This window comes from Xinfangfangia pollutisoli, from assembly GCF_020179405.1.
Taxonomy (GTDB): domain Bacteria; phylum Pseudomonadota; class Alphaproteobacteria; order Rhodobacterales; family Rhodobacteraceae; genus Pseudogemmobacter; species Pseudogemmobacter pollutisoli.
Genome location: NZ_JAICBZ010000025.1, coordinates 24,575 through 48,001 on the forward strand (window position 1 = coordinate 24,575; position 23,427 = coordinate 48,001).

The 23,427-nt window shown below is 66.7% G+C and carries 23 protein-coding genes; 13 read left to right on the plus strand and 10 right to left on the minus strand.

Annotated elements, in window-relative coordinates; genetic code table 11:
* Window positions 1–67: 67 nt before the first annotated feature.
* From K1Y73_RS09725 to K1Y73_RS09760, 8 genes are all read left to right on the plus strand, one after another.
* Window positions 68–1,762: an FAD-binding protein gene (locus K1Y73_RS09725; RefSeq protein WP_225028098.1), complete on the plus strand. Its 1,695-nt coding sequence runs from the start codon at window positions 68–70 to the stop codon at window positions 1,760–1,762.
* Between the two features lie 125 nt (window positions 1,763–1,887).
* Window positions 1,888–2,502, plus strand: coding sequence for a ribonuclease D (locus K1Y73_RS09730; protein ID WP_225028099.1), 615 nt, complete (start codon window positions 1,888–1,890; stop codon window positions 2,500–2,502).
* Entirely contained in the window at window positions 2,483–3,472 is a 990-nt protein-coding gene (locus tag K1Y73_RS09735; protein WP_225028100.1) for a KpsF/GutQ family sugar-phosphate isomerase, read from the plus strand. Before K1Y73_RS09730 ends, K1Y73_RS09735 begins: the two co-directional genes overlap by 20 nt.
* 13 nt (window positions 3,473–3,485) lie before the next feature.
* Window positions 3,486–4,112 carry an LPS export ABC transporter periplasmic protein LptC gene (gene lptC / locus K1Y73_RS09740; protein WP_225028101.1) on the plus strand — a complete coding sequence of 209 codons (627 nt, stop codon included), beginning with the start codon at window positions 3,486–3,488 and terminating at the stop codon, window positions 4,110–4,112.
* A gap of 15 nt (window positions 4,113–4,127) precedes the next feature.
* The gene (gene lptA, locus K1Y73_RS09745) at window positions 4,128–4,613 is read left to right on the plus strand and encodes a lipopolysaccharide transport periplasmic protein LptA (protein ID WP_225028102.1); all 486 of its coding nucleotides are present in this window, start codon (window positions 4,128–4,130) and stop codon (window positions 4,611–4,613) included.
* Window positions 4,613–5,377, plus strand: coding sequence for an LPS export ABC transporter ATP-binding protein (gene lptB / locus K1Y73_RS09750; RefSeq protein WP_225028103.1), 765 nt, complete (start codon window positions 4,613–4,615; stop codon window positions 5,375–5,377). Before lptA ends, lptB begins: the two co-directional genes overlap by 1 nt.
* A gap of 210 nt (window positions 5,378–5,587) precedes the next feature.
* A complete protein-coding gene (gene hpf, locus K1Y73_RS09755) occupies window positions 5,588–6,166 on the plus strand; it encodes a ribosome hibernation-promoting factor, HPF/YfiA family (RefSeq protein WP_225028104.1) in 579 nt (192 codons plus the stop codon).
* Window positions 6,167–6,205: 39 nt separating this feature from the next.
* Entirely contained in the window at window positions 6,206–6,670 is a 465-nt protein-coding gene (locus tag K1Y73_RS09760) for a PTS sugar transporter subunit IIA (RefSeq protein WP_225028105.1), read from the plus strand.
* 11 nt (window positions 6,671–6,681) lie between these two features.
* Here the strand turns inward: K1Y73_RS09760 and K1Y73_RS09765 are convergent, their stop codons facing one another.
* The 7 genes from K1Y73_RS09765 to cysQ all read right to left on the minus strand — a co-directional run bounded on the left by K1Y73_RS09765 (window position 6,682) and on the right by cysQ (window position 14,734).
* Window positions 6,682–8,088, minus strand: coding sequence for a nodulation protein NodH (locus K1Y73_RS09765; RefSeq protein ID WP_225028106.1), 1,407 nt, complete (start codon window positions 8,086–8,088; stop codon window positions 6,682–6,684).
* A gap of 4 nt (window positions 8,089–8,092) precedes the next feature.
* Window positions 8,093–9,790 (minus strand): beta-1,6-N-acetylglucosaminyltransferase, encoded by a 1,698-nt coding sequence (locus tag K1Y73_RS09770; RefSeq protein ID WP_225028107.1) that lies wholly within the window; start codon window positions 9,788–9,790, stop codon window positions 8,093–8,095.
* A gap of 10 nt (window positions 9,791–9,800) precedes the next feature.
* Window positions 9,801–10,811, minus strand: a complete 1,011-nt coding sequence (locus tag K1Y73_RS09775; RefSeq protein WP_225028120.1) for a glycosyltransferase family 2 protein — start codon at window positions 10,809–10,811, stop codon at window positions 9,801–9,803.
* A 202-nt stretch (window positions 10,812–11,013) separates the two neighbouring features.
* Window positions 11,014–12,084: a glycosyltransferase family 2 protein gene (locus tag K1Y73_RS09780; protein ID WP_225028108.1), complete on the minus strand. Its 1,071-nt coding sequence runs from the start codon at window positions 12,082–12,084 to the stop codon at window positions 11,014–11,016.
* 4 nt (window positions 12,085–12,088) lie between these two features.
* Window positions 12,089–12,985, minus strand: a complete 897-nt coding sequence (gene galU / locus K1Y73_RS09785) for a UTP--glucose-1-phosphate uridylyltransferase GalU (RefSeq protein ID WP_225028109.1) — start codon at window positions 12,983–12,985, stop codon at window positions 12,089–12,091.
* Between the two features lie 130 nt (window positions 12,986–13,115).
* Window positions 13,116–13,946, minus strand: coding sequence for a 3-deoxy-manno-octulosonate cytidylyltransferase (locus K1Y73_RS09790; protein WP_225028110.1), 831 nt, complete (start codon window positions 13,944–13,946; stop codon window positions 13,116–13,118).
* Window positions 13,943–14,734 (minus strand): 3'(2'),5'-bisphosphate nucleotidase CysQ, encoded by a 792-nt coding sequence (gene cysQ / locus K1Y73_RS09795; RefSeq protein ID WP_225028111.1) that lies wholly within the window; start codon window positions 14,732–14,734, stop codon window positions 13,943–13,945. The genes K1Y73_RS09790 and cysQ overlap by 4 nt, the downstream gene beginning before the upstream one ends.
* A 123-nt stretch (window positions 14,735–14,857) precedes the next feature.
* On the opposite strand from cysQ, the gene K1Y73_RS09800 reads away from it, so the two are divergent.
* Entirely contained in the window at window positions 14,858–15,682 is an 825-nt protein-coding gene (locus K1Y73_RS09800) for an ABC transporter permease (protein ID WP_225028112.1), read from the plus strand.
* Window positions 15,679–16,311, plus strand: coding sequence for a COG3650 family protein (locus K1Y73_RS09805; protein WP_225028113.1), 633 nt, complete (start codon window positions 15,679–15,681; stop codon window positions 16,309–16,311). Before K1Y73_RS09800 ends, K1Y73_RS09805 begins: the two co-directional genes overlap by 4 nt.
* Before the next feature lie 3 nt (window positions 16,312–16,314).
* On the opposite strand, the gene K1Y73_RS09810 is transcribed toward K1Y73_RS09805, so the two are convergent.
* Complete coding sequence (locus K1Y73_RS09810) at window positions 16,315–16,920, minus strand: alpha-ketoglutarate-dependent dioxygenase AlkB family protein (protein WP_225028114.1); 606 nt, start codon at window positions 16,918–16,920, stop codon at window positions 16,315–16,317.
* A gap of 204 nt (window positions 16,921–17,124) precedes the next feature.
* Between K1Y73_RS09810 and dnaK the strand changes: the two genes are divergently transcribed.
* The 3 genes from dnaK to radC all read left to right on the plus strand — a co-directional run bounded on the left by dnaK (window position 17,125) and on the right by radC (window position 21,121).
* The gene (dnaK, locus tag K1Y73_RS09815; protein ID WP_225028115.1) at window positions 17,125–19,035 is read left to right on the plus strand and encodes a molecular chaperone DnaK; all 1,911 of its coding nucleotides are present in this window, start codon (window positions 17,125–17,127) and stop codon (window positions 19,033–19,035) included.
* A gap of 73 nt (window positions 19,036–19,108) precedes the next feature.
* Complete coding sequence (dnaJ, locus tag K1Y73_RS09820; RefSeq protein WP_225028116.1) at window positions 19,109–20,263, plus strand: molecular chaperone DnaJ; 1,155 nt, start codon at window positions 19,109–19,111, stop codon at window positions 20,261–20,263.
* A gap of 93 nt (window positions 20,264–20,356) precedes the next feature.
* Window positions 20,357–21,121: a RadC family protein gene (gene radC, locus K1Y73_RS09825; RefSeq protein ID WP_225028117.1), complete on the plus strand. Its 765-nt coding sequence runs from the start codon at window positions 20,357–20,359 to the stop codon at window positions 21,119–21,121.
* 21 nt (window positions 21,122–21,142) lie between these two features.
* Here the strand turns inward: radC and K1Y73_RS09830 are convergent, their stop codons facing one another.
* Both K1Y73_RS09830 and K1Y73_RS09835 read right to left on the minus strand, forming a co-directional pair.
* Window positions 21,143–22,687, minus strand: coding sequence for a phosphate ABC transporter substrate-binding/OmpA family protein (locus K1Y73_RS09830; RefSeq protein WP_225028118.1), 1,545 nt, complete (start codon window positions 22,685–22,687; stop codon window positions 21,143–21,145).
* Between the two features lie 21 nt (window positions 22,688–22,708).
* The coding region (locus K1Y73_RS09835; protein WP_225028119.1) for a hypothetical protein at window positions 22,709–23,427 on the minus strand (719 nt) is incomplete at its 5' end.

Consider the following 23,427-nt stretch of genomic DNA (forward strand, 5'->3'; position numbering starts at 1 on the left):
TCAAAACATCTTCCAATTTATGGCCGGCCATGCGAAGGTCCGGCCCGGTCGCGACAGGGAGGACGGCATGGCCGAGGCATTCGACGCAGAGGTGGATCTTCTGGTCTTTGGCGCGGGGGCGGGCGGCATGACCGCGGCGCTGGCGGGCGCGATCGGCGGGCTGTCGGTGCTGCTGTGCGAAAAGACCGACATGGTCGGCGGCACGACCTCGACCTCGGGCGGGACGACCTGGGTTCCGGGCACGGCCCTGTCGCAGGCCGCGGGCGCGCCCGACAGCACCGAGGATGCCGCGGCCTTCCTGCGCCATGTCGTGGGCAATCGCGGCGGCGACGCGCTGCGTGCGGCTTTCCTTGAATCGGGCCCGCAGGCGATTGCCGATCTTGAGGCACAGTCCGAGGTCAAATTCGTCGCTGCCGCCGCCCATCCCGACTATCTTGACGGGCCCGGCGCGGCCTATGGCGGGCGGGCGCTGGCGCCCTTGGCCTTCGATGGCCGCAAGCTGGGCGCCGATTTCGCGCGGCTGCGGCCACCGCGGGCGGTGTTCATGGGGCTGGGGGGGATGATGGTCGGCCGGGCCGAGCTGCCGGCGCTGCTGTCGCCCTTTGCCAGCCTTGCCAATCTGCGCACCACGCTGGGCATCGTGCTGCCCTATTTCCGTGACCGGCTGAGCCATGCCCGCGGCACCCGGCTTCTGATGGGCAATGCGCTGGCCGCGCGGCTGTTCTACAGCCTGCGCCAGCGCCGCGTGCCGATCTGGTTCGACAGCCCGCTGACCGAATTCCTGCGCGAGGGCGACCGGATCATCGGCGCCGTCGTCACCACACCGCAGGGCCCGCGCCGCATCCGTGCCCGGCGGGGCGTGGTGCTGGCCACTGGCGGGATCGGCTGGAACAAGGACCTGCGCGCCCGGCTGTTCCCCGCCCAGATCGCCCCCGTCAGCCAGACGCCCGACGGCAATACCGGCGACGGCATCGCCCGCGCCGAGGCGCAGCTGGGCGCCGCGGTGGATGACGGCTGCGACAGCGCCGGCCTGTGGATGCCCTGTTCCATGCTGCGCCAGAAGGACGGCACGACCGCGATCTGGCCGCATATCCTGCTGGACCGGGCCAAACCCGGGCTGATCGCCGTGGGGGCCAACGGGCGACGCTTCGTCAACGAATCCGACAGCTATCACGATTTCTGCATGGGCATGGTGCGCGCCGGCCTGTCCGAGGCCTGGCTGATCGTCGATGACCGCTTCATCCAGCGCTATGGGCTGGGCCTGGTCCTGCCCGGCGGGCGCGGCTTGTCGCGGCTGTTGCGGCAGGGCTATCTGACCCGCGCCGCCACGGCCGAGGCGCTCGCCCGGCAGATCGGCGTCGACCCGGCCGGGCTGGCGGCCAGCATCGCGGCCAACAATGCCTTCGCCCAGACCGGGGTCGATGCGGATTTCGGCCGCGGCAGCTCGGTGATGAACCGCTTCAACGGCGATGCGCAGGCGGCCGGCAATCCCTGCCTTGGCCCGATGGACAAGGCGCCCTTCTACGCGCTGAAAGTGGTGCCGGTGGATCTGGCCGGCAGCGGCGGCCTGCGGATCGATGCCGATGGCGCAGTCCTGGACCGCGCGGGCGCGCCGATCCCCGGGCTTTATGCCTGCGGCAACGATGCGGCCTCGATGTTTCGCGGCACCTATCCCGGCCCTGGCACCACGATCGGCCCCGCCATGGTCATGGGCTGGCGGATCGCGCAGCATCTGCGCCAAAGCGCCGCCATGGCCGCCTAGCCGCGCCCAGCCCCGGACCCACGGATCCGGCCGGTGCCCCGGCCGATTTCCGCCCCCGCAGTTGACCGCACCGGACCTTGGGTCTAAGCCCTGCCCCAGCATTTCCGATCAGAAGGGGCGGTCGCTTGGCGATTCACCTGCACCAAAACGACCTGCCCGACGGGCTGAACCTGGGCCCTGTCGTCGCCATCGACACCGAGACCATGGGGCTGGACCCGCGCCGCGACCGGCTGTGCGTGGTGCAGCTGTCGGCCGGCGATGGCGATGCCCATCTGGTGCAGATCGCCCGTGGCCAGACCAGCGCCCCCAATCTGGAGCGGCTGCTGACCGATCCCGCCGTGCTGAAGCTGTTCCATTTCGGCCGCTTCGACATTGCCGCGATGAAACGCGCCTTCGGCGTCACCACCGCGCCGGTCTGGTGTACCAAGATCGCCTCGAAGCTGATCCGCACCTTCACCGACCGGCACGGGCTGAAATATCTGCTGGCCGATCTGGTGGGCGTCGATGTCTCGAAGCAGCAGCAGACCAGCGACTGGGGCGCGGCTGTGCTGACCGAGGCGCAGAAGGATTACGCGGCCTCGGACGTGCTGTATCTGCACGCGCTGAAGGCGGCGCTGGAAGAGCGGTTGAAACGCGAAGACCGGCTGGCGCTGGCGGAACGGCTGTTCGCCTTCCTGCCGACCCGGGCCGAACTGGATCTCATGGGGTGGGACGACACGCATGACATCTACACCCATTAAGGCCGTCAAGGGCGGCACGCTGGCCTTCGACCCGCTGGCCGTCGCCCGCCGGGTGATCCGGCGCGAGGCCGAGGCGCTCAGCATCCTGGCCGATGCTGTGGGGCCGGGCTTCACCGAATGCTTCGAGCTGATGCTGAAATGCCAGGGGCGGGTGATCGTCTCGGGCATGGGCAAGTCGGGCCATATCGCGCGCAAGGTGGCGGCCACGCTGGCCTCGACCGGGACGCCGGCGCAATTCGTTCACCCGGCCGAAGCCAGCCATGGCGATCTGGGCATGATCACCCAGTCCGATGTGCTGCTGGTGCTGTCGAATTCGGGCGAGACGCCGGAACTGGCCGATGTGGTGGCGCATGCCCGCCGCTTCGGCATTCCGCTGATCGGCGTGGCCTCGCGCCCCGACAGCACGCTGTTGCGCGAAAGCGATATCGCCATCGTGCTGCCGCCCGCGCCCGAGGCCTGCGAACAGGGGATCGTGCCCACGACCTCGACCACGATGACGCTGGCCCTGGGCGATGCGCTGGCCATTGCGCTGATGGAACAACGCGCCTTCACGCCCGATCACTTCCGCATCTTCCATCCGGGCGGCAAGCTTGGCGCGCGGCTGTTGCGGGTGCATGATCTGATGCATGCCGATGTGCCGACCGTATCCGAGACGACGCCGATGTCCGAGGCGCTGCTGACCATGACCCATGCCGGCTTCGGCGCCGTGGCGGTGACCGATCTGAAGGGCAATCTGCGCGGCATCGTCACCGATGGCGATCTGCGGCGGCATATGGACGGACTTCTGTCGCTGACCGCCGGCCATGTGATGACGCGCGGCCCTGTGACCATCGCGCCCGATGCGCTGGCGGTCGAGGCGCTGGCGCTGATGAACGGCAAGAAGAAGACCTGCCTTCTGGTCACCGCCGACGGCAATCGGGTGGCCGGCATCCTGCATATCCACGACTGTCTGCGCGCCGGCGTGGCCTGAGGAGACCCGGCCGATGCCGCGCTCGGACACCCATACGCGGATCGTCGGCTGGCTGAAGCTTGTGCTGCCGCTGACCGCGCTGGTGCTGCTGTCGACGCTGTTTCTTCTGTCGGAGCGGATCGACCCTTCGGCCGCGATTCCCTATGCCGATGTCGATGTCGAGGATCTGGCCCGCGACCCGCGGATGACCGCCCCCGCCTATGCCGGCACCACCCAGGACGGCACCGCGATCACCGTGACCGCAACCGAGGCGCGGCCGGCCAGTGCCAACCGCACCGCCGGTGCTGCGGGCGTGAAGGCCAAGATGACGATGCCCGATGGCGGATCGACCGAGATCGACGCGGCCGAGGCCGAGATCGACGATGGCAGCGGCGAATTGCGCATGACGGGCGGGGTCACGCTTCTGTCCTCGTCGGGCTACCGGCTGGTGACCGAGCGCATGGTGGCGCAGCTTGACCGTTCGGGCGCCTCCAGCGACGATCCCGTCCAGGCCGAAGGCCCCGCCGGCACCCTGACCGCAACGGGATTTCGCCTGACCCAGCAGGCCGGGGCTGACGCCGCATCCGGGGATCCCTATCTTCTGGTTTTCACCGGCCGGGTTAAGCTGGTATATCAACCGGGCGGCGCCGCCGCTCCCTGACATAGAACAGATCCCATGCTTCGCCGAGTGGCCCTTGTCCTTCTTGCCTTCACCCTGGCCGGCCCGCTTGCGGCCCAGCAGGCGAAAGTCGATTTCGGCGGGCTGAAACAGGACACCTCCCTTCCCGTCAATGTCGAGGCCGACAGCCTTGCGGTGAACAACAGCGATGGCACCGCCGTCTTCACCGGCAATGTCGAGGTGGTGCAGGGCGAGATGCGGCTGAAGGCGGCCGAGGTGAAGGTGGAATACGGCGCCGACGGCAAGGGCATTTCCCGGCTGCATGCGACGGGCGGCGTCACGCTGGCCAACCAGAACGACGCGGCGCGCGCGCAGGAAGCCGTCTATACGATCGACAGCGGCACGGTGGTGATGACCGGCGAGGTGCTGCTGACCCAGGGCGCCAGCACCATGGCCGGGCAGAAGCTGACGATCCAGCTGAAGGACGGCACGGGCGTGATGGAGGGGCGCGTCTCGACCACTTTCATCCCCGGCGGCAACTGATGTCGTCGCAGCGCCCGGAACTGACCGTCACCGCGGGCTCTCAGGGCCTGCAGATCCGCAACCTGCGCAAAAGCTACAAGAAGCGTCCGGTGATCCGCGAAGTGTCGATGGATCTGCACCGCGGCGAGGTGGTGGCCCTGCTGGGCCCGAACGGCTCGGGCAAGACGACCTGCTTTTACGCCATCGCCGGGCTGATCACGCCCGAGGGCGGGCAGGTGCTGATCGACGGCAAGGATGTGACCGCGCTGCCGATGTACCGCCGCGCCCGGCTGGGGATCGGCTATCTGCCGCAGGAAGTGTCGATCTTTCGCGGCCTGTCGGTCGAGGACAATATCCTTGCCGTGCTGGAGATCACCCATGACGACCGCCACAAGCGGCGCGAACGTCTGGAAGAGCTTCTGAGCGAGTTTTCGATCACCCATCTGCGCCACACGCCGGCCCTGGCCCTGTCGGGTGGCGAGCGGCGGCGGGTGGAAATCGCGCGCTGCCTGGCGGCCGATCCGAAATACCTGCTGCTGGACGAACCCTTCGCCGGGGTCGACCCGATCGCGGTTGCGGAAATCCGCCATCTGGTCTCGGATCTGAAAAGCCGCGGGATCGGCGTCCTGATCACCGATCACAACGTGCGCGAGACGCTGGAGATCGTCGATCGGGCCTATATCCTGCATGATGGCAAGGTGTTGATGAGCGGAACGACCGACGAAGTCGTCCGCGACGAGATGGTCCGCCGTGTCTACCTGGGCGAGAATTTCCGCATCATCTGAGCCATCGCTGCGATTCGGTTGACAGCGCCAGCGGCCTGTCACCAAATGGTCGAAATGACAGCGACGCACGCCCCTTGCATCCTGCCTGCCGCGGCCCAGATGGCGCCCCGCCCCGCCGCGGACTTGCCGGACTCAGCCAGCAGAATTGGAAGACCCGGTTTCCGTGACGCAAAGTCGCCACGCCCCGGGAATGCATGAAGAGGAGAAACCATGCGCTACCAGATCAGCGGAAAACAGCTCGACGTCGGCGAGGCGCTCCAAACCCATGTCAAAGCGGAAATGGGCGAAGTGGTCGAGAAATACGCCCAGCGCCCGACCGAATGCATCGTCGTCTTTTCCAAGTCGGCGCATGAATTTGTCTGCGAGGCGGTGATCCACCTGTCGACCGGGCTGAACGCCCAGGCCAAGGGCACCGCGACCGAAGTCTATGCCGCCTTCGAAGCCTGCCGCGAGAAGATGGACAAGCAATTGCGCCGCTACAAGCGCCGCATCCGCAGCCACAATGCCAACCGCAAGGGCCCGGTTGAATTCGACGGGGCTGCCCAGTATATCCTCGCCGCATCTGATGACGCCGAAGACGCGGCCGAGCCTGAAAGCCTGGCCCCGGTCGTCATCGCCGAAATGGAGACGAAGATCCCGTCGATCACGGTCGGGGAAGCTGTGATGCAGATGGAGCTTGCGGGCCAGAAGATGCTTGTCTTCCGCAATGAAGGACATGGGGGCGTGAACGTGGTATACCGTCGGGAAGACGGCAATATCGGCTGGATCGACCCTCGCAACAGCAGATAAGCGCCGCGGCATACGCGGCCCGAAGGACAGACCCGACGCATGGACCTTACCAGCCTACTCGTACCCGCCGCCGTTCGCGTGGTCGGCCAGTTCACTTCGAAGAAGCGACTGTTCCAGGAACTGGGCGAAATCGCCCAGCAAGCCTATGGGCTGCAGGCCGCCAGCGCCGTGGACGGTCTGCAGGAACGCGAGACGCTGGGCCCGACGGGCGTCGGCCATGGCATCGCGCTGCCGCATGCAAGACTGGAAGACCTCGGCCGGATTGCCGGGGTCTTCATCCGGCTGGAAAAGCCGCTGGACTATGACAGCGTCGACCGCCAGCCGGTCGATCTGGTCTTCGCGCTGCTGGCGCCGAAGGATTCGGGCGTCGACCATCTGAAGGCACTGGCGCTGGTCAGCCGCACGATGCGCGATCAGGGCGTGGTGACGAAGCTGCGCGCCAATACCGATCCGGCCAAGCTGCACGCGATCCTGACCGAATCGAAGGCACCGCAGGCGGCCTGAGCGGCCGCGCGCTAGCCGCGCCAGCGCGGAAATCCGAACCCCATGTAATCGCGCGGCCAGGCCTCGGCCGCGGCCTCGTCCAGCGTGGGATCCCAGATCGCATCCAGCGCCTCGGCCGCGGCACGGTCGGGGATCGCGGGCGGCGGATCGGTCAGGCCCAGTTCATCGGCCAGCCAGGCCAGACCCTCGGCCAGCCGATCCTCGCGGATCACCAGATCGGGGCCCTGAAACCCGGCAAAGCCCTGCAGCACCGCCGCCTGGCTGGCCCAGTGCGGATCGACCTTCAGCCCCATCTGCCCGCCCGCCGACAGTTTCGCGAAGCGCAGAAAGGCGTGGAACGCGGCGCGGTGCTGGGCCGGATCCAGGAAGGGCTGGCCCGGCGGCGGCAGATCGGCCTTCTGGCTGCGGATCAGCTGCTGGCGCTGATCGGCCAGCTTGCCCGAGACCACCAGGTCCAGAAACACCGCATGCGCCCGCAACAACGGATGGCGCAGCACGGTAAAGCTGCGATGGCGCGGATGGGCCTTCTTCCATTGCCGCAGGCTTTTCTGCACGAAGCCGCCGATCAGCTCGCCCCGGTCCAGCCGCGCCATCCAGGCCTTCACCTGCGCCTCGGGCCCGCCGCGCACCGGCATGTACAGAAGCCCCGCCCCTTCCAGCGCCACGAAGGACGGAATGGCCGGCGGCCGCCGCGGTTCGAAATTCGGCGTGCGCGACAGGTTGAACCGGTCCAGCCGCGCCAGCGAGCGTTCCATCTCGGCCGCGTTCGCCACCTTGTCGGAAATCTCTTCCGGGTTCTGCTTCTTCAACGTGGCATCGGGCGCCTCCAGCCGGGCCTCGACCCCCAGCCAGGCCGCCAGCCCGTTCAGCACCGCCAGATCCTGGATATCTTCGTAGTCGATATAGAAGGCGGTCTGGCCGGTGACCTGCAGCCCGTGCAGGATCTGGATCTGAAAGGCCTGCTGCGCCTCGAGATGCGTCTCGAATTCGGCGGCATCGAACCGGGCCTGCGCGGTCTTCAGGTTCTTCGCATTGGTCAGCTTCCACTGGCCGGTGGCCTGGGCGATCTTCAGGCTGACATAGGATTCGATCGGGTTGCGGGTCAGCACGATCTTGGCGCAGGACGGATCGTCCAACACCTCGGGCAGGATGCGCGGGTCGTGATCGTGGAAATAGCGAAACCCCGCCAGGCCCGGCGTACGGTCGCGCAGCCGGCGCAGCAACAGCCGCGGATCCTGGTCGCGCATGGCCAGATCGACATCGAACAGCGCGACCTGATCCTTCTTGCCGATGAAATGCGGGTTGAACACCTCGCCCAGGCAAGACACGCCCGCCAGCGCGTTCAGGTTCGCCTCAAGAAAGTTCGAGCCGGTCCGCATGCCGGCCAGAAGCACGAAAGACGTGAAACGCTGGGTCACGGGATCACTTCACGAGATAGGGCCGGGCCCGCCGGCCGCCCGGGGCGGGCAGATCGGCGCCGGCGGGGAAATCGCCCATCAGCACGGGCTGCATGCCCTGATTGCGCAGGTTCTGCAGGAACTGGCCGAAGCCGGCCAGATCGGCCATGCGCGGCACTTCGGTCAGCCGCCGCATCGAGCGCGGGCTGATCTCGTCGACGATGGTCTGCAGGGGCTCCATCGGGCTTTCGATGAATTCGGCCAGCGTCCAGACCCGGACCCGCGCCTTCACCCAGTTCGACCGCAGCAGCTGAAGGAATTCGGATTCGATCTTCTGCAGCCGCGCGGCCTCGGCCCGGATCTCACCGAAATTGCGGTTCGACTGGAACAGCGGAATCGCGAAGGCGCCCGAGATCACCGAGATCTGGGCATGCGGATCGCCGGCGATGAACTGGGTCAGTTTCTGGTTGTCATCGGGGCCGAACTGGAAGCATTGCCGCTCGCCCCGGGTGTTCCAGATCAGATTGGTCAGGAAGCTGCGCGGGTTGTAATCGCGCAGCGCCGCGCTGTCGGACAGGGCGCCGTTATACACTTCGGCCCCGCCGGCGAAATGCACGCGGTCGGGCGCGAACAGATGGCCATGCACCCGCGTGCCGGCCGCCTTGCCCAGCCAGGTTTCGAAATTCTCGAACAGCTCGGAAAACCCCTCGAAAACCGAGAAGGGCGCGGCGGTGCGGCCATGTTCGCGGTCGCGGTTCGGAAAGCGCGACTGCATGTACAGCCCGGCCCGCCCGGCGGTGCGCCGTTCGATCGCCTTGGCAAACAGCCGGTCGATCTTGCCGGGATTGGGTTCGGCCCGCGGCTGGGCGGCGGCATCGGGCGACAGGAAGGCCTGATACAGCTTGTCGGCCTGCGGCCAGATCTTGCGGGCGACGAAACAGTCAGACCGGCGCAGAAGCTGCAGGTGATCGTCGTAGAAGATATGCGGCTTGCCCTGATAGTCGAATTTCGACAGCGTCAGCGACCGGCTTTCGACACTGGACGACACCATCCGCACCAGCGACTGGAAATAGCTTTCATCCGGGATCCAGACCTTGCGGAAAAAGCGGTCCAGCTCGGCGCGCTCGGGCCCTTCCAGGATCGCCGACAGGGTCTGCCGGGTCAGGCACCACCATTGGCTGCCCAGATGCGGCACCAGCCCGCTGGGCAGGCTGCGCCGCACGCCCAGCCGGCGCTGCAGGGTGACATAGCTGTCGAACAGCACCCGGTGCTTGCGCCAGGAAAACGGGAAGCGCAGGGTGAAGCGTTCGGTGTTCAGCCCGCCGATCGTCCAGCCCACATCCGAGGTGGTGACGCTTTCGATGAAATCGGTGCGCGGCCTTTCGTCCAGATAATCGCGCAACTCCTCGACCGGGCGCAGCGGCAGGCACGAGCCCGAGGCCAGGAAGACATGCCGCACCTCGGCAAAGTCGCGCAGCATCATCAGCGCGGCCTCCTGGGTGGCGGCGACGATGCCCCAGGTGCCCCATTCGCAGGCATGGCGCGGCGAGAAGCGGATATTCGTCAGATCGGCCAGATCCCGGCGCAGCCGGTCGGCCTGGTCGTTCGGGGTGCGCTTGTCGACATGGATGACCACCGGGCAGTCGCGGCTGGCCCAATAGCGCGCAACCTGGGCCGCGCGGTCCAGTGCGGTATGGCACAGCATGACGAAGCCCAGGCTCATCCCGCCGCCCTCATGCCCAGTTCCCCTTCGACATCAGACCCAGAATTTCCAGCTGACGCCAGTTGATATATTTCTCGCTCCACTTGCACCAGAAATCGGGCTGCTCTTGCAGCCCTTCCAGATAGGCCTTGTATTCGCGGCTTTCGGCATAATGCTGGCCGCGCGCCATTTCCTCGGCGGCCTTGACCGCGAACGTATCCAGGAACTTCGCGTGCAACAGGCAGCCCGAGGCCTTTTCGCCGCCCCATTCGTCAAACACCAGGTTCAGCCCGCGCGGCAGCAGCATATGGGTCGAGCTGACATAGGCATAGCTGCGATGCCAGCGGATCAGCGGGATCTTGTTCAGCGCCGGCGCGGCCTTGGGCCGGTCGGCAAAGAAGGCGCGGCTGCGCGGGCCGCCCTGGATCCAGAGATTGCCGAAGGCCCAGTTGCGGCTGATCGAATAATTGCCGCTGTCGAACCATTCGGCGATCTCGAACGGGTTCTGCCCCTCGCGATAGGGCTGATCCTGGATCGGGCCCTTCGGATACATGTCCAGCAGCATGGCCGAAAAGGCGCGGATCTGGCTGGCATCCAGCCAGTCGGTCAGCGCGCGCAAAGGCCGCGTTTCGCAGAACGGGTAGATCAGGAATTCGTCGACATCGACGATCAGGCACCAATGGCCATGGCCATAGCGGCGCAACAGGCCCATGATCCAATCCATGCCAAACCGGCTGGCCTTGTAGCTGGCGCCGGTCGACCAGACCGAGACATCGGGCTGCTGCGCCAGATAGTCGGCGCTGCCATCATCGCTGCCATTGTCGACGATCAGAAAATGCTCGACGCCCAGCTCACGGTAATAGCGCAGGAAATAGGGCAGCCTGACCCGTTCGTTGCGCAGAGTGGCAAACAGGAGGATCGGTTCGGCGCCAATGGAAGCGGTGCGGTTCTTGACCGACCGGAGATCGCGCCGACGCAGCAGCGCGCGGGCCAGAAGCCGCTTGCGCCGCCAGCGCAGCCGGTATGAGCCGATCACCGACACCAGACGCCCCCCCAGGCTGCCGACACCCGCCCCGATCGGACGCAAGGCGCCGCGCCGACCGTTGCAGCCCGCGCATCCTTGCCCGGTTCATGCCCCCGATGCGCGACCGCCATTGTTCCCCGGACCCGAAAATGTTGCCTTGAATCTAGAGACTTGTACGAAAGAAGTAAACAATCCGCCCCATATTCTTGCGACGGCGCCGTCACACCCAGCCGCCGCGCGACATCAGGCCCAGCGCTTCCAGCTGGCGCCAGCCGGTATATTCGCGCGCGGCGGCGCAATGCAGAACGGGATCGGCGATCAGCCCGTCGTAATAATCCTGATAGCGCGCCGGATCGGCGAAATGCTGGCGACGGGCCTTTTCCTCGGCCGATTTCGCCAGGATCGAGGGCAGAAACTTGGTGTGCAGCAACACGCCCGACGTTACTTCGCCGCCCGTCTCGTCGAAAACCGCATTCAGCCGGGCCGGCAGCGCGGAATGGGTGGAGTTGAAATAGGCATAGCGCCAGTGCCATTTCACCAGCGGGATCTTGTTCAGCGTCGGCGCGCGGCGGGGATCCTGGCCGAAGAACACCCGCGCCCGCGGCCCGCCCTGGATCCAGAGATTGCGCATCCGGGGCTGGACCTGCACGCTGTAATTGCCGCTGTCGAACCAGCGCAGCAGCCCGACCGGATCCTCGCCGGGCCGATAGGCCTGCGCCGACAGCGGGCCTTCGGGATACATGTCCAGCATCAGCGCGCCGAAACTGTCGCGCCCCTGGCTTTCCAGCCAGCGCACCAGCGCCGGCAAGGGGCGCGTCTCGTGATAGGGATAGACCAGCAGCTCATCGGCATCGAGCGTCAGGCACCAATGCCGCCGCCCATAGCGCAGAAGCAGCCAGTTCTGCCAATCCAGCCCGAAGCGGCTGGCCTTGTAGCTGCCGCCGGTCTGCCAAAGCGACACATCGGGCTGGTCGCGCAGCAAGGCCAGCGTACCGTCGCTGCTGCCATTGTCGACGATCAGAAAGTGGTCGACCCCCAGCCGCCGGTGATGGTCCAGGAAATGCGGCAGGCGCATCGCCTCGTCGCGCACCACCATGCAGCACAGGATGTCGCCGCGGCGGATCGCCCCCGTCCGGTCGGCGACCCGCGCCAGGTCGCGCCGCTTGCGGATGGCGCGGGCGATCAGGATGCGGCGGCGCAGCCGCAGCCGCCAGTCCTGCCAGAGCCGGGGCAGAGACCGCCCGGGCGCCGGCAGCGTTCCAAGCGGAAAGGCCTGGGGCCTGGCCGCCATGCGCTTATTGCGCCGCCTTCTGCTGCGCCATCATGTCGGACAGATAGGCCGAGAACTCCTCGCTCAGATCCGGGCGCGACAGGCCGAAGGCCACGGTCGCCTGCAGGAAGCCTGCCTTCGAGCCGCAATCGTAGCGCAAGCCGCGGAAGCGGAAGCCATAGACGCCTTCGGCGCTGTCGACCTGTTCGGCGATGGCATCGGTCAGCTGGATCTCGCCGCCGGCGCCCTGCTTCATCCGGTTCAGGCTGGTCAGCACATCGGGCGACAGGATGTAGCGGCCGATCACCGCCAGATTCGAGGGCGCATCCTCCATCTTCGGCTTTTCGACCATGCCCTTGGCCTTGACGATGGCGCCATGGTCTTCGGCAATGTCGAGAACCCCGTAGGCCGAGGCCTTGGGCGGCGGCACTTCCATCGCCGCGACCATGCAGCCGCCGGTTTCGGCATAGGCTTCGACCATCTGCTGCAGGCAGGGCTTTTCGGCCGCGATCACGTCATCGGGCAGCAGCACGGCGAAGGGTTCGTCGCCGATCAGCCGGCGCGCGCACCAGACCGCATGGCCCAGGCCCAGCGGACGGGTCTGGCGCACATAGGCGATGGCGCCCGAATCCATGTTGGTGTCCTTCAGAACTTCCAGCAGATCGGTCTTGCCCTTCTTGCGCAGCTCCGATTCCAGCTCGGGCGCGGAATCGAAGTAATCTTCCAGCGCCGACTTGCCGCGGGCGGTGACGAAGATGAATTCCTTGATGCCCGCGGCCCGCGCCTCGTCGATCGCATATTGGATCAGCGGACGGTCGACCAAGGTCATGATCTCTTTCGGGATCGACTTGGTTGCAGGCAGAAAGCGCGTGCCCAGCCCTGCGACGGGGAAAACGGCTTTGGTGACTTTTTTGATTTTCATGCTCTGGCTCGCGTGATGTGCCGGCTTACCCAAGGGTAGCGCGGGAATTGTTTCATTCCAGTACAATCTGGCAGTGGTTTGACGGTTTTAGTCGACTCGCCAAAAAAAACGCCGCGGACAGGCAATTGCCTTAGCGATTGCCCGCACCTTCGGCCACAGCCCATGCCCCCGGCGCCGCGGCGCTGGCCAGGATGGATTCGATCACCGCCACATCGGACGGATTGTTCAGTTCCCAAAACCGCCGTCCACGCGCCTCGACCGGCACGCAAAGGACAGGGCGTCCCTGTTCCAGAAAACGCAATTGTTCCAACCCCTCAAGCACTTCCAACACTCCAACCGGCCAGGCCGGATAGGCGGCCAGCGCGGCGGGACGATAGGCATAGACGCCAACGTGATGGAAGACCGGAGTTTCCGCATCGGCGGAATAGGCCGCAGCGGTAAAGGGAATCACCTCTTTGGAAAAATAAAGCGCGCGATGGCCTGCGCCAAAAACCGCCGTCGTGCCGCCAACGCGCCCGGCGCGCCGGTCGTCCAGAAGCCCCGCCAGCGCCGCGCCGTCGCAGCGCAGGACGGGGGTGGCGATATCCGCCTGCGGATCGGCGGCAAGGCCGGCCAGCAGATCCTCGACAAACCAGGGCGGCGTCAGCGGCGCATCGCCCTGCAGGTTGACGATCGCGTCATATCCCGGCAGCAGGGCTGCCACTTCGGCGCAGCGTTCGGTGCCGTTGCGCGCCTGGGACGAGGTCATCACCACCTCGGCCCCGAAGCCCGCCGCATGCTCGGCGATCCGCGCATCGTCGGTTGCCACCACCACCCGGTCGATGCCGCGCACCTGGCAGGCCGCCTCCCAGCTGCGCCGGATCAGCGTCTTGTCGCCATCCGGGCCGCGCAGGGAAACCAGCGGCTTGCCCTCGTAGCGGGTCGAGCCGTAGCGGGCCGGGATGGCGATCAGCGTCTTCACTTCAGCAGCACTCCGGGCGCGTAGGCGATGAAGAACGGGTTGTCCCAGCCCGCCTTGCCATAGGCGAGCGGCGTATGGTCGTCAAAGCGGACAACCTGACCCCCGGCGCCGCGCAGCACCGCATCGCCCGCCGCGGTATCCCATTCCATCGTGCGGCCCAGCCGCGGGTAAAGATCGGCCTCGCCCGTGGCGACCAGGCAGAATTTCAGGCTGGAGCCGGCCGACTTCATGTCGGCCACCGCATAGCGGCCGATATAGTCGTCGGTCGCCCGGTCGCGATGCGATTTCGAGGCCACCACCATCAGCGCCCGGTTGTCGGGGGTCGAAACCCCGATCGGCTTCAGCGCGCCGGGGGCCGATTTGTCGAAGGGGCCGGTCTCTTCGACCGCGGCGCCATCGGCCTGGGTATAGAACAGCCGGCCCTGTGCCGGGGCATAGACCACGCCCCGCAGCGGCACGCCGTCCTGGACATAGGCGATGTTCACGGTGAAATCGCCGCGCCGCTGCACGAATTCCTTCGTGCCATCCAGCGGATCGACGATCAGGAAGGTCGCGGCCGAAAGCGCATGGCTGTCGGCCTGTTCCTCGGTGATCAGCGTCACATCGGGAAATGCCGCCCGCAGCCCGGCCGAGATCAGCGCATCCGCCGCTTCATCGGCTTCGGTCACCGGGCTGGAATCGCTTTTGGATCTCACCGCGAAATCGGGGCTTTCGTAGATCTCCATGATCCGGTCGCCGGCTTCCAGCGCCAGCCTGCGCAGCACGGGGATAAGGCGGTCGAAATCCATGGTCTCTCCTTCAGGGCGGCAGTTGCTTTGAAAGCCCTACCCTTTTATCCTTCGGGCGCAAGGGAACGGCAAGATTTCCCGGCAAGATTGCAGACAATACGGGCAGCCAGGCGGGAGCTGAACATGTTCCGGGCAGAAGCGGCAAGGTCGACACGGCTGCGCACCGGGTTCGAACTGTTGGAGCTGATCTATCACACCACCGTGCGCAACCTGCGCAAGTCGCATGGCAATGCGGTGTTCGGCATGGTGATGAACGTCGTGCAGGCGGCGCTGATCCTGGTGATCTTCGTCGTCATGTTCCAGCTTCTGGGGCTGAAGAAGATCGCGATCCGCGGCGACTTCATCCTTTACGTGATGTCGGGCGTCTTCATGTTCCTGACCCACACCAAGGCCCTGGGCGCGGTGTCGGGCGCCGATGCGCCGGCCTCGCCGATGATGATGCATGCGCCGATGAACCCGGTCGTGGCGGTGTCGGCCGCGGCGCTGGCGGCGCTGTATCAGCAGACCTTCGCCGCCGCGGTGATCATGCTGTTCTACCACACGCTGATTGCGCCGCTGCATTTTCACGATCCGGCCGGGATGGTCGGCATGTTCGTGCTGTCCTGGTTTTCAGGCGCGTCGATCGGGCTGATCTTCTATGCCGCCAAGCCCTGGCAGCCCGAGGTCGTGGGCATTCTGTCGACCATCTACCAGCGCGCCAACATGATCGCCTCGGGCAAGATGATCGTCGCCAACATGGCCTCGGCCAAGCTGCGCAACTGGTTTGAATGGAACCCGCTGTTCCACACCATCGACCAGGGCCGCGGCTATACGTTCCTGAACTATCACCCGCGCTATACCTCGATCGAATACCCGATCTATTGCGCGCTGGTCTGCATCCTGATCGGCCTGATGGCGCAGTTCTTCACCTCGCGCTATGCCTCGCTCAGCTGGGGGAAGCGGCGGTGAGCGGATATCGCCTTGCCGCGGTGCTGGGTCTGGCCGCGGCCTGCGCCCTGCCCGTGCTTGCCCCGCCCGCCCGTGCCGAAACCCTGCCCGCGGCCTTCATGGTCAAGGGCGTGGCGGCCGACGATCTGTTGAACATCCGCGCCGAACCCACCGCCTCGGCCGAGATCCTGGGCACGATCGAGCCGCAGGCGCTGAACGTCGAGGTGACCGAGATTTCGCCCGATGGCAAATGGGGCCTGGTCGCCGCCGGGGGCGAGCGCAATGGCTGGGTCGCGCTGCGCTATCTGGAACGCCAGCCGGTGCTGGACCCCGCGCTTCTGCCGCGGCCGATGACCTGCCTGGGAACCGAGCCGTTCTGGCGGCTGGGCCTGTTCGATCAGGGCGCCGAATGGCAGACGCCCGAGACGCCCCGCAGCGATCTGAGCGTGGCACAAGAGGCGGTGGCGCCCGAAGGCTTTCTGATCCATGCCGAAGACGGGGCCGAGCGGCTGTATACGCTGACGATCCAGCGCGCCCTGTGCGGCGATGGCATGTCAGACCGCCGCTATGGCTTTGCCGCGCGGCTGTTCGTCGAAACCCCCGAAGGCAACAGGCTTCTTTCGGGCTGCTGCACGCTGGACAAGCGCTAGGGGTCAGGCCACCACCCGCAGGGTCAGGTTGATGCGCCCGCCCTGCGGCAGCAACGTCGATGTGCCCGGGCGGATCCGGTCGACCCCGTGCCAGGCCAGCCGCGCGGGCCCGCCCATCTCCAGCACATCGCCCGAGCGCAGCCACAGGCTTTGCGTGCCCTCGGCCCGGTCGACCCCGCCCAGCCGGAACAGCGCCTCGTCGCCCAGGCTGATCGAGACCACGGGAAAGCTGAAATCGCCTTCGTCCTTGTCCTGATGCAGGCCCATGCGCGCGCCTTCGCCGTAGAAGTTCACCAGGCAGCAATCGGGATCGCGGGCAAGCCCCGTCACCCCGCGCCAGACCGCCAGGACCGAAGCGGGGATCGGCGGCCAGTCCATCCCCTGCGGATGGCGCGGCGCATAGCGATAGCCGCGCCGGTCGGTGACCCAGCCCAGCCGCCCCGCCGCCGTCATCCGCACGCTCATCTGCCGCCCGCCCGGCGTCACCGGCGCGACCAGCGGCGCCGCGGCCACCACGCCGCGCAGATCCTGCACCATCGCCTCTTGCGCGGCCCGGTCCAGCCAACCCGGCCACAGCCGGAACCCCCTGATCTCGATCGGCTCGGCCATGGCCGCCTTTCCCCGGTTTCTTCCCTGCACCGGCAGCGAAAATTCGCCGCAGACTCTGCCCCGCAACCGTTGCAGGCGCTATTGCACCCCCCTATATACGGCAAGTCCGGCGGCGGGCACCCGCCCTTCGCCTTGTAAACCCGCCAGGGGTGCCAAAGTCTGAGGGCCTCGAAGCGGAGATCGCCTGTATGAAAGGGATATAACATGGCCAAAGTCATCGGTATCGACCTCGGCACGACCAATTCCTGCGTGGCTATCATGGATGGCTCCGCCCCCCGCGTCATCGAAAATTCCGAAGGCGCGCGCACGACCCCGTCGATCGTCGGTTTCACCGAATCCGAACGTCTGGTCGGCCAGCCCGCCAAGCGGCAGGCCGTCACCAATGCCTCGAACACCATCTTTGCCGTCAAGCGCCTGATCGGCCGCCGTCTGGGCGATGCCGAGGTTGAAAAGGACAAGAAGCTTGTCCCCTATTCGATCGTCGATGGCGGCAATGGCGATGCCTGGGTCGAGGTGCGCGGCGAAAAGTATTCGCCCAGCCAGGTCTCGGCCTTCATCCTGCAGAAGATGAAGGAAACCGCGGAATCCTATCTGGGCGAGCCTGTCACCCAGGCCGTGATCACCGTGCCCGCCTATTTCAACGACGCCCAGCGCCAAGCCACCAAGGATGCCGGCAAGATCGCCGGCCTGGAAGTGCTGCGCATCATCAACGAACCCACCGCGGCCGCGCTGGCCTATGGGCTCGACAAGAAGGAATCGAAGACGATCGCGGTCTATGACCTTGGCGGCGGGACGTTCGACATCACCATTCTGGAAATCGACGATGGCCTGTTCGAGGTGAAGTCGACCAATGGCGACACCTTCCTGGGCGGCGAAGACTTCGACATGCGCATCGTCCAGTACCTGGCCGATGAGTTCAAGAAAGAGCATGGCGTCGACCTGACGCTGGACAAGATGGCGCTGCAACGCCTGAAGGAAGCGGCCGAAAAGGCGAAGATCGAGCTGTCCTCCTCGTCGCAGACCGAAATCAACCAGCCGTTCATCTCGATGGACAAGAACACCGGGCAGCCGCTGCACCTGGTGATGAAGCTGACCCGCGCCAAGCTGGAAGGCCTGGTCGAGGATCTGATCAAGCGTTCGATCAAGCCCTGTCAGGCCGCGCTGAAGGATGCCGGCGTGTCGAAGGACGATATCGACGAAGTCGTGCTGGTGGGCGGGATGACCCGGATGCCGCGCGTCGTGGAAGAAGTGACCAAGTTCTTCGGCAAGGAACCCCACAAGGGTGTGAACCCCGATGAAGTCGTGGCGCTGGGTGCGGCGGTTCAGGCCGGCGTGCTGCAGGGCGACGTCAAGGACGTGGTTCTTCTGGACGTGACGCCGCTGTCCTTGGGCATCGAAACCCTGGGCGGCGTCTTCACCCGCCTGATCGACCGCAACACCACGATCCCGACCAAGAAGTCTCAGGTCTTCTCGACCGCCGAGGACAATCAGAACGCGGTGACGATCCGCGTCTTCCAGGGCGAGCGGGAAATGGCGGCCGACAACAAGATGCTGGGCCAGTTCAACCTGGAGCAGATCCCGCCGGCCCCGCGCGGCGTGCCGCAGATCGAGGTGACCTTCGACATCGACGCCAACGGCATCGTGTCGGTCTCGGCCAAGGACAAGGGCACGGGTCGCGCCCAGCAGATCACCATCCAGGCCTCGGGCGGGCTGTCGGATGAGGATATCGAGAAGATGGTCAAGGACGCCGAGGCGAATGCCGACGCCGACAAGGCCCGCAAGGAGCTGGTCGAAACCCGCAACCAGGGCGAAAGCCTGCTGCATTCGACCAAGAAGTCGCTGGCCGATCACTCGGACAAGGTCGATCCCTCGACCGTCGAGGCGATCGAACTGGCGATGAGCCCCTTGGAAGACGCGCTGAAAGGCGAAGATCCCGGCAAGATCCGTTCGGCGATCCAGAACCTGACCGAAGCCGCGATGAAGCTGGGCGAGGCCATCTACAAGGCCAGCCAGGCGGAAGGCGGGGCCGAGGATGGCGACGGGCCGCGCCCGGTGGACGAAGACGACATCGTCGATGCCGACTTCGAGGATCTGGGCAACAACAAGCGGAAGTAATGCCGCTTGAACCGGAAAGGGGGGCGGTCCGGCCGACGGGCCGCCCTTCGCCGGTTCAGAAGGGGGTTTTGCAATGGCAAAACGCGATTTCTACGATGTACTCGGGGTCTCGAAAGGGGCTTCGGCCGAAGAGATCAAGAAGGCCTACCGCACCAAGGCCAAGGAACTGCACCCCGACCGCAATTCCGACAATCCGACGGCCGAGGCGCAGTTCAAGGAAGTGAACGAGGCCTATGACGTCCTGAAGGACGAGCAGAAGAAATCGGCTTATGACCGGTTCGGCCATGCGGCTTTCGAAGGCGGCATGGGCGGCGGCGGCGGGCCGCGCGGCGGCTTCCAGCAGGGCGATTTCTCGTCGGCCTTCTCGGATGTCTTCGAAGATCTGTTCGGCGACTTCATGGGCGGCCGCGGTGGTGGCGCCGGCGGCGCGCGGGCCAGGGCCCAGCGCGGCAGCGACCTGCGCTACAACCTGCGGATCAGTCTGGAAGAGGCCTGGAAAGGCGCGCAGAAGACGATCAACGTGCCGACCTCGGTCACCTGCGACACCTGCCGCGGCTCGGGGGCCGAAGGCGGGGCGGAACCCGTGACCTGCCCGACCTGTTCGGGCATGGGCAAGGTGCGCGCCCAGCAGGGCTTCTTCACCGTCGAACGCACCTGCCCCACCTGCAACGGCATGGGCCAGACGATCAAGAACCCCTGCAAGACCTGCCACGGCGCCGGTCGGGTGGAAAAGGAACGCGCGCTGTCGGTGAACATCCCGCCCGGGGTCGAAACCGGCACGCGGATCCGGCTGGCGGGCGAGGGCGAGGCGGGTCTGCGCGGCGGGCCGCAGGGCGACCTGTACATCTTCATCGAGGTCAAGGAACATGCGCTCTTCCAGCGCGAAGGCGTGCATCTGTTCTGCCGCGTGCCGATCTCGATGCCGGCCGCCGCGCTGGGCGGCGAGGTCGAGGTGCCCACGATCGACGGCGGCCGCGCCCGGGTGAAGGTGCCGGCCGGCGCCCAGTCGGGCAAGCAGATGCGGCTGCGCGGCAAGGGCATGCCCGCCCTGCGCGGGCCCGGCACCGGCGACATGGTGATCGAGCTGGCGGTGGAAACCCCGGTGAACCTGACCGCGAAGCAGAAGGATCTGCTGCGCGAATTCGAGAAACTGTCCGAGGAGAACAATCCCGAGGGCAAAAGCTTCTTCTCGAAGGTCAAAGGGTTCTGGGACGGGATGAAGGGCTGATCCAGGCGCCCGCCGGGTCTTCTGGCCAAGGCGGGCGCGCTGCGCCAAAAAACGTTAACCCATCCTTCACCATCCCTGCGGCAGGCTGCGGGGATGGCGAAAGGGTTTTCAGAATCAAGTCTGCCGCTGTTTCCGCCCCTGGGCGATGCCGATGAAGCAGCCGGGGCGGCCCTGCCCGGCCGGCTGCCCAGCTATATCGCCGATCACCGCAAGCGGCTGCGCAGCCGCTTCATGGAAGGCGGCGCGGCCGCCATGCCGGATTACGAATTGCTGGAACTGGTGCTGTTCCGCGCCCTGCCCCGGCAGGATGTAAAACCGCTTGCCCGGCTGCTGCTGGACACGTTCGGCGATTTCAACCGCGTCATCACCGCCACCGTGCCGCGGCTTCTGATGGTCAAGGGCGTGGGCGAGGCGGTGGTTCAGGAGTTGAAGATCGTCGAGGCCGCGGCGCAGCGGATGATGCGGGCCCGGGTGATGAACCGGCCGATCCTTTCCTCCTGGGATGCGCTGATCGACTATTGCCACACTGCCCTGGCGCATCGCGAAACCGAACAGTTCCGCGTCCTGTTTCTGGACCGCAAGAATGTGCTGATCGCCGATGAGGAACAGGCCAGCGGCACGGTCAATCACGTGCCGGTCTATCCGCGCGAAGTGGTGAAGCGGGCGCTGGAACTGAATGCCAGCGCGCTGATCCTGGTGCATAACCACCCTTCCGGCGATCCGACCCCGTCCGAGGCCGATATCGGCATGACCCTGCAGGTGCAGGAGGCCGCGCGGGCGCTGGACATCACCCTGCATGACCATCTGATCATCGGCAAATCGCGCGAGCTAAGCTTTCGGACCAGCGGCTATCTGTAGCCTGCGGCCCCGCGAACGCCCTCAGGGCACCAGATCGGGGGCCTGATCCACGGGCTCGGGGGTGAAATCGGGCACCACCCACAGCTCGACCCGCCGGTTCAGGCGCCGGCCGATCGCGGTTTCGTCGCAGGCCATCGGCAGCGCCTCGCCAAAGCCTTCCACCCGCGGCAGCTGATCGGGCCGCAGATCGGGCGCCAGCGCCGCCAGATCCTGCGCCACCCGCGCCGCACGCTCGGCCGACAGCGCGCGATTGGCGCTGGCATCGCCGGTGCCATCGGAAAACCCCGCCAGGATCAGCGCCTGATCGGGAAAGCCCCCCGCGCCGATCAACCGGGCCAGCGTGGCCAGGTTTGTCTGCGAGGGCGCATCCAGCGCCGAGGTTCCCTCTTCGAAACGGAAGGTCAGCGACAGCCGGTCGGCCCCGTCCATCACCGCGGCCAAGGCCTTCAGATCGGCCAGCGTGACATCCTCGCCCGCGCCCTGGATGGCGTTCAAAAGCCGCAAGCCGTCCTGCGTCATCGGCGCCCGCGCGACCGAGCGGTCGATCAGCCCGGCGCCGGCCATGGCGGCATCGGCGGCGGGGGTGGCCAGGAAATCCAGGAATTCGCGCAGCAAAAGCGGCAGGCGGCGCGGCGGCGTCAGCAGGTAGATCGGCAGGGACAGCGGGTAATCCTCGGCCTTGACGGCGATCGGCGTGGGCAGCAGCGGAAAGCCGCAGCTGTCGGCCAGCGGCAACGCCCGCGCCGGCCCCAGTTCGGCCTGGCCGGTGATCGCCAGGGCCCAGGGGTCCTTGGCCACGGCCCGGGCCAGCGCAGCCATGTCGGGATGGCTGACGGCCAGCACCGGCGCCCGGCCCAGCCGGTTGGCCAGCGCCTGGGCCATGTCGGTTTCCGGCGCCAGCCCATGCAGCACGATCGGCATGTCGGGCCCACCCAGCTGCGCCCAATTGGTCAATTCGCCCGACAGCGCGCCGGCCAGCGCCACGGTCGACACTTCGGGCGTCGGATTGCCGGGCGCCATCACCGGCACCAGCGCATCCAGCGCCAGCGTCTCGGCGTGCAGCCCGGGCACGGCCAGCATCGACACCGCCAGCTCGGCCGCCCCCGCCTGCAGCGCCGCCTGGGCCGTGGCGGGATCGGTCGGGGTAAAGGCGATCTCGGCCAGGATCTGGTCGGTTTCCGGGTCCAGCACAAGCGCGGCCCAGGCCTGATCGGCGGCGGGCGGCGCGTCGCGCCAGACCAGGCCCCGCCCCTCGGCAAAGCGGCGCATCAGGCCCGGCAACAGCCGTTGCCCGGCATCGGCCGCCCCGACCAGACGGATCACCGCCTTGGGCGCCACCAGATCGGGACAGGCCGGGCCTTCGCAGATCACCCCCTGGCTGTCGACGGTCAGCATCCCGTATTTCGTTGAAATCCGGTAGAATTCCCCGTCAAAGCCCTGCAGGCTGCCCGACAGCACGATATTGCCCTCGCGCGAGATCAGGGTGATGTCCTGCGCCCGGGCCATGCCCGCGGCGCAAAGGAAAAGCGCGGCGAGACCCGCCGCGCATCCTGCCAGACTTCGCATGATGGTTCCGCCTGCGCGCCTCTAGTTGCCGGCGGTCAGTGTCACGTCCCCGGCAAGATTATTCAACACCAGAATATCGCCCAGCGCGTCGCAGCCCGGCATGGCCAGGGTCAGATCCCTGACCACGGGCCCGGCAGGCGCGGTTTCGATCGTCTCGCCCAGAAGCTCACGCCCGCAGGTCAGGTCGGTCACCGCCGCCTCGACCACCGGATCGGCGGAAATCGCCGGATCGGCCGGCCAGGTATAGACCTGCGCCATCATCGGCAGATCCAGCCCCGGATCGCCCAGCGCCATCAGATAGCCGCCATGGGCCGAGACCGGCGCCTCGGCCCAGACATTGCTGGCATCGCCATAGGCCTCGCCCGATTCCACCGCCCGGATCTGGAAGGAATCCTCGGCCATCCATTGCACGGCAAAGCGGTGAACCTGCGCCGCATCCGGCACGGCAACGGCGGAATGCAGCTGCGTCGCATCGGCGAACAGCACCGAGACTTCACCCGCCGGATCGAAGGCCGGCAGGTCCAGCACAAGCTTGCCCTGCGCGTCCAGCCGCTCGGCCACGGTCAGGCCGGCATGGCGCAGCACCACCCGGTCGCCCGCAGCACAGGGCGCGGTCAGCGTGACGGCGATCATCGCCCGGGGCGCGGCCGAAAGGTCCAGCGCGGGGGTGCAATCGGCCAGGGCCGGCGCCGGGTTGCCTGCCACCGGCGGCGCGATTTCGGCCGGAGGGGCCGGCATCG

Bases quoted from the DNA above. Each gene is read 5' to 3' on its own strand.
- radC (WP_225028117.1), top strand. From the start codon at position 20,357: ATGGCGAAAGGGTTTTCAGAATCAAGTCTGCCGCTGTTTCCGCCCCTG.
- lptB (WP_225028103.1), top strand. From the start codon at position 4,613: ATGTCGTCGCAGCGCCCGGAACTGACCGTCACCGCGGGCTCTCAGGGC.
- lptC (WP_225028101.1), top strand. From the start codon at position 3,486: ATGCCGCGCTCGGACACCCATACGCGGATCGTCGGCTGGCTGAAGCTT.
- K1Y73_RS09725 (WP_225028098.1), top strand. From the start codon at position 68: ATGGCCGAGGCATTCGACGCAGAGGTGGATCTTCTGGTCTTTGGCGCG.
- K1Y73_RS09780 (WP_225028108.1), bottom strand. From the start codon at position 12,084: ATGGCGGCCAGGCCCCAGGCCTTTCCGCTTGGAACGCTGCCGGCGCCC.
- K1Y73_RS09770 (WP_225028107.1), bottom strand. From the start codon at position 9,790: ATGAGCCTGGGCTTCGTCATGCTGTGCCATACCGCACTGGACCGCGCG.
- dnaK (WP_225028115.1), top strand. From the start codon at position 17,125: ATGGCCAAAGTCATCGGTATCGACCTCGGCACGACCAATTCCTGCGTG.
- hpf (WP_225028104.1), top strand. From the start codon at position 5,588: ATGCGCTACCAGATCAGCGGAAAACAGCTCGACGTCGGCGAGGCGCTC.
- lptA (WP_225028102.1), top strand. From the start codon at position 4,128: ATGCTTCGCCGAGTGGCCCTTGTCCTTCTTGCCTTCACCCTGGCCGGC.
- K1Y73_RS09810 (WP_225028114.1), bottom strand. From the start codon at position 16,920: ATGGCCGAGCCGATCGAGATCAGGGGGTTCCGGCTGTGGCCGGGTTGG.
- galU (WP_225028109.1), bottom strand. From the start codon at position 12,985: ATGAAAATCAAAAAAGTCACCAAAGCCGTTTTCCCCGTCGCAGGGCTG.
- K1Y73_RS09800 (WP_225028112.1), top strand. From the start codon at position 14,858: ATGTTCCGGGCAGAAGCGGCAAGGTCGACACGGCTGCGCACCGGGTTC.
- K1Y73_RS09735 (WP_225028100.1), top strand. From the start codon at position 2,483: ATGACATCTACACCCATTAAGGCCGTCAAGGGCGGCACGCTGGCCTTC.
- cysQ (WP_225028111.1), bottom strand. From the start codon at position 14,734: ATGGATTTCGACCGCCTTATCCCCGTGCTGCGCAGGCTGGCGCTGGAA.
- K1Y73_RS09760 (WP_225028105.1), top strand. From the start codon at position 6,206: ATGGACCTTACCAGCCTACTCGTACCCGCCGCCGTTCGCGTGGTCGGC.
- K1Y73_RS09830 (WP_225028118.1), bottom strand. From the start codon at position 22,687: ATGCGAAGTCTGGCAGGATGCGCGGCGGGTCTCGCCGCGCTTTTCCTT.
- dnaJ (WP_225028116.1), top strand. From the start codon at position 19,109: ATGGCAAAACGCGATTTCTACGATGTACTCGGGGTCTCGAAAGGGGCT.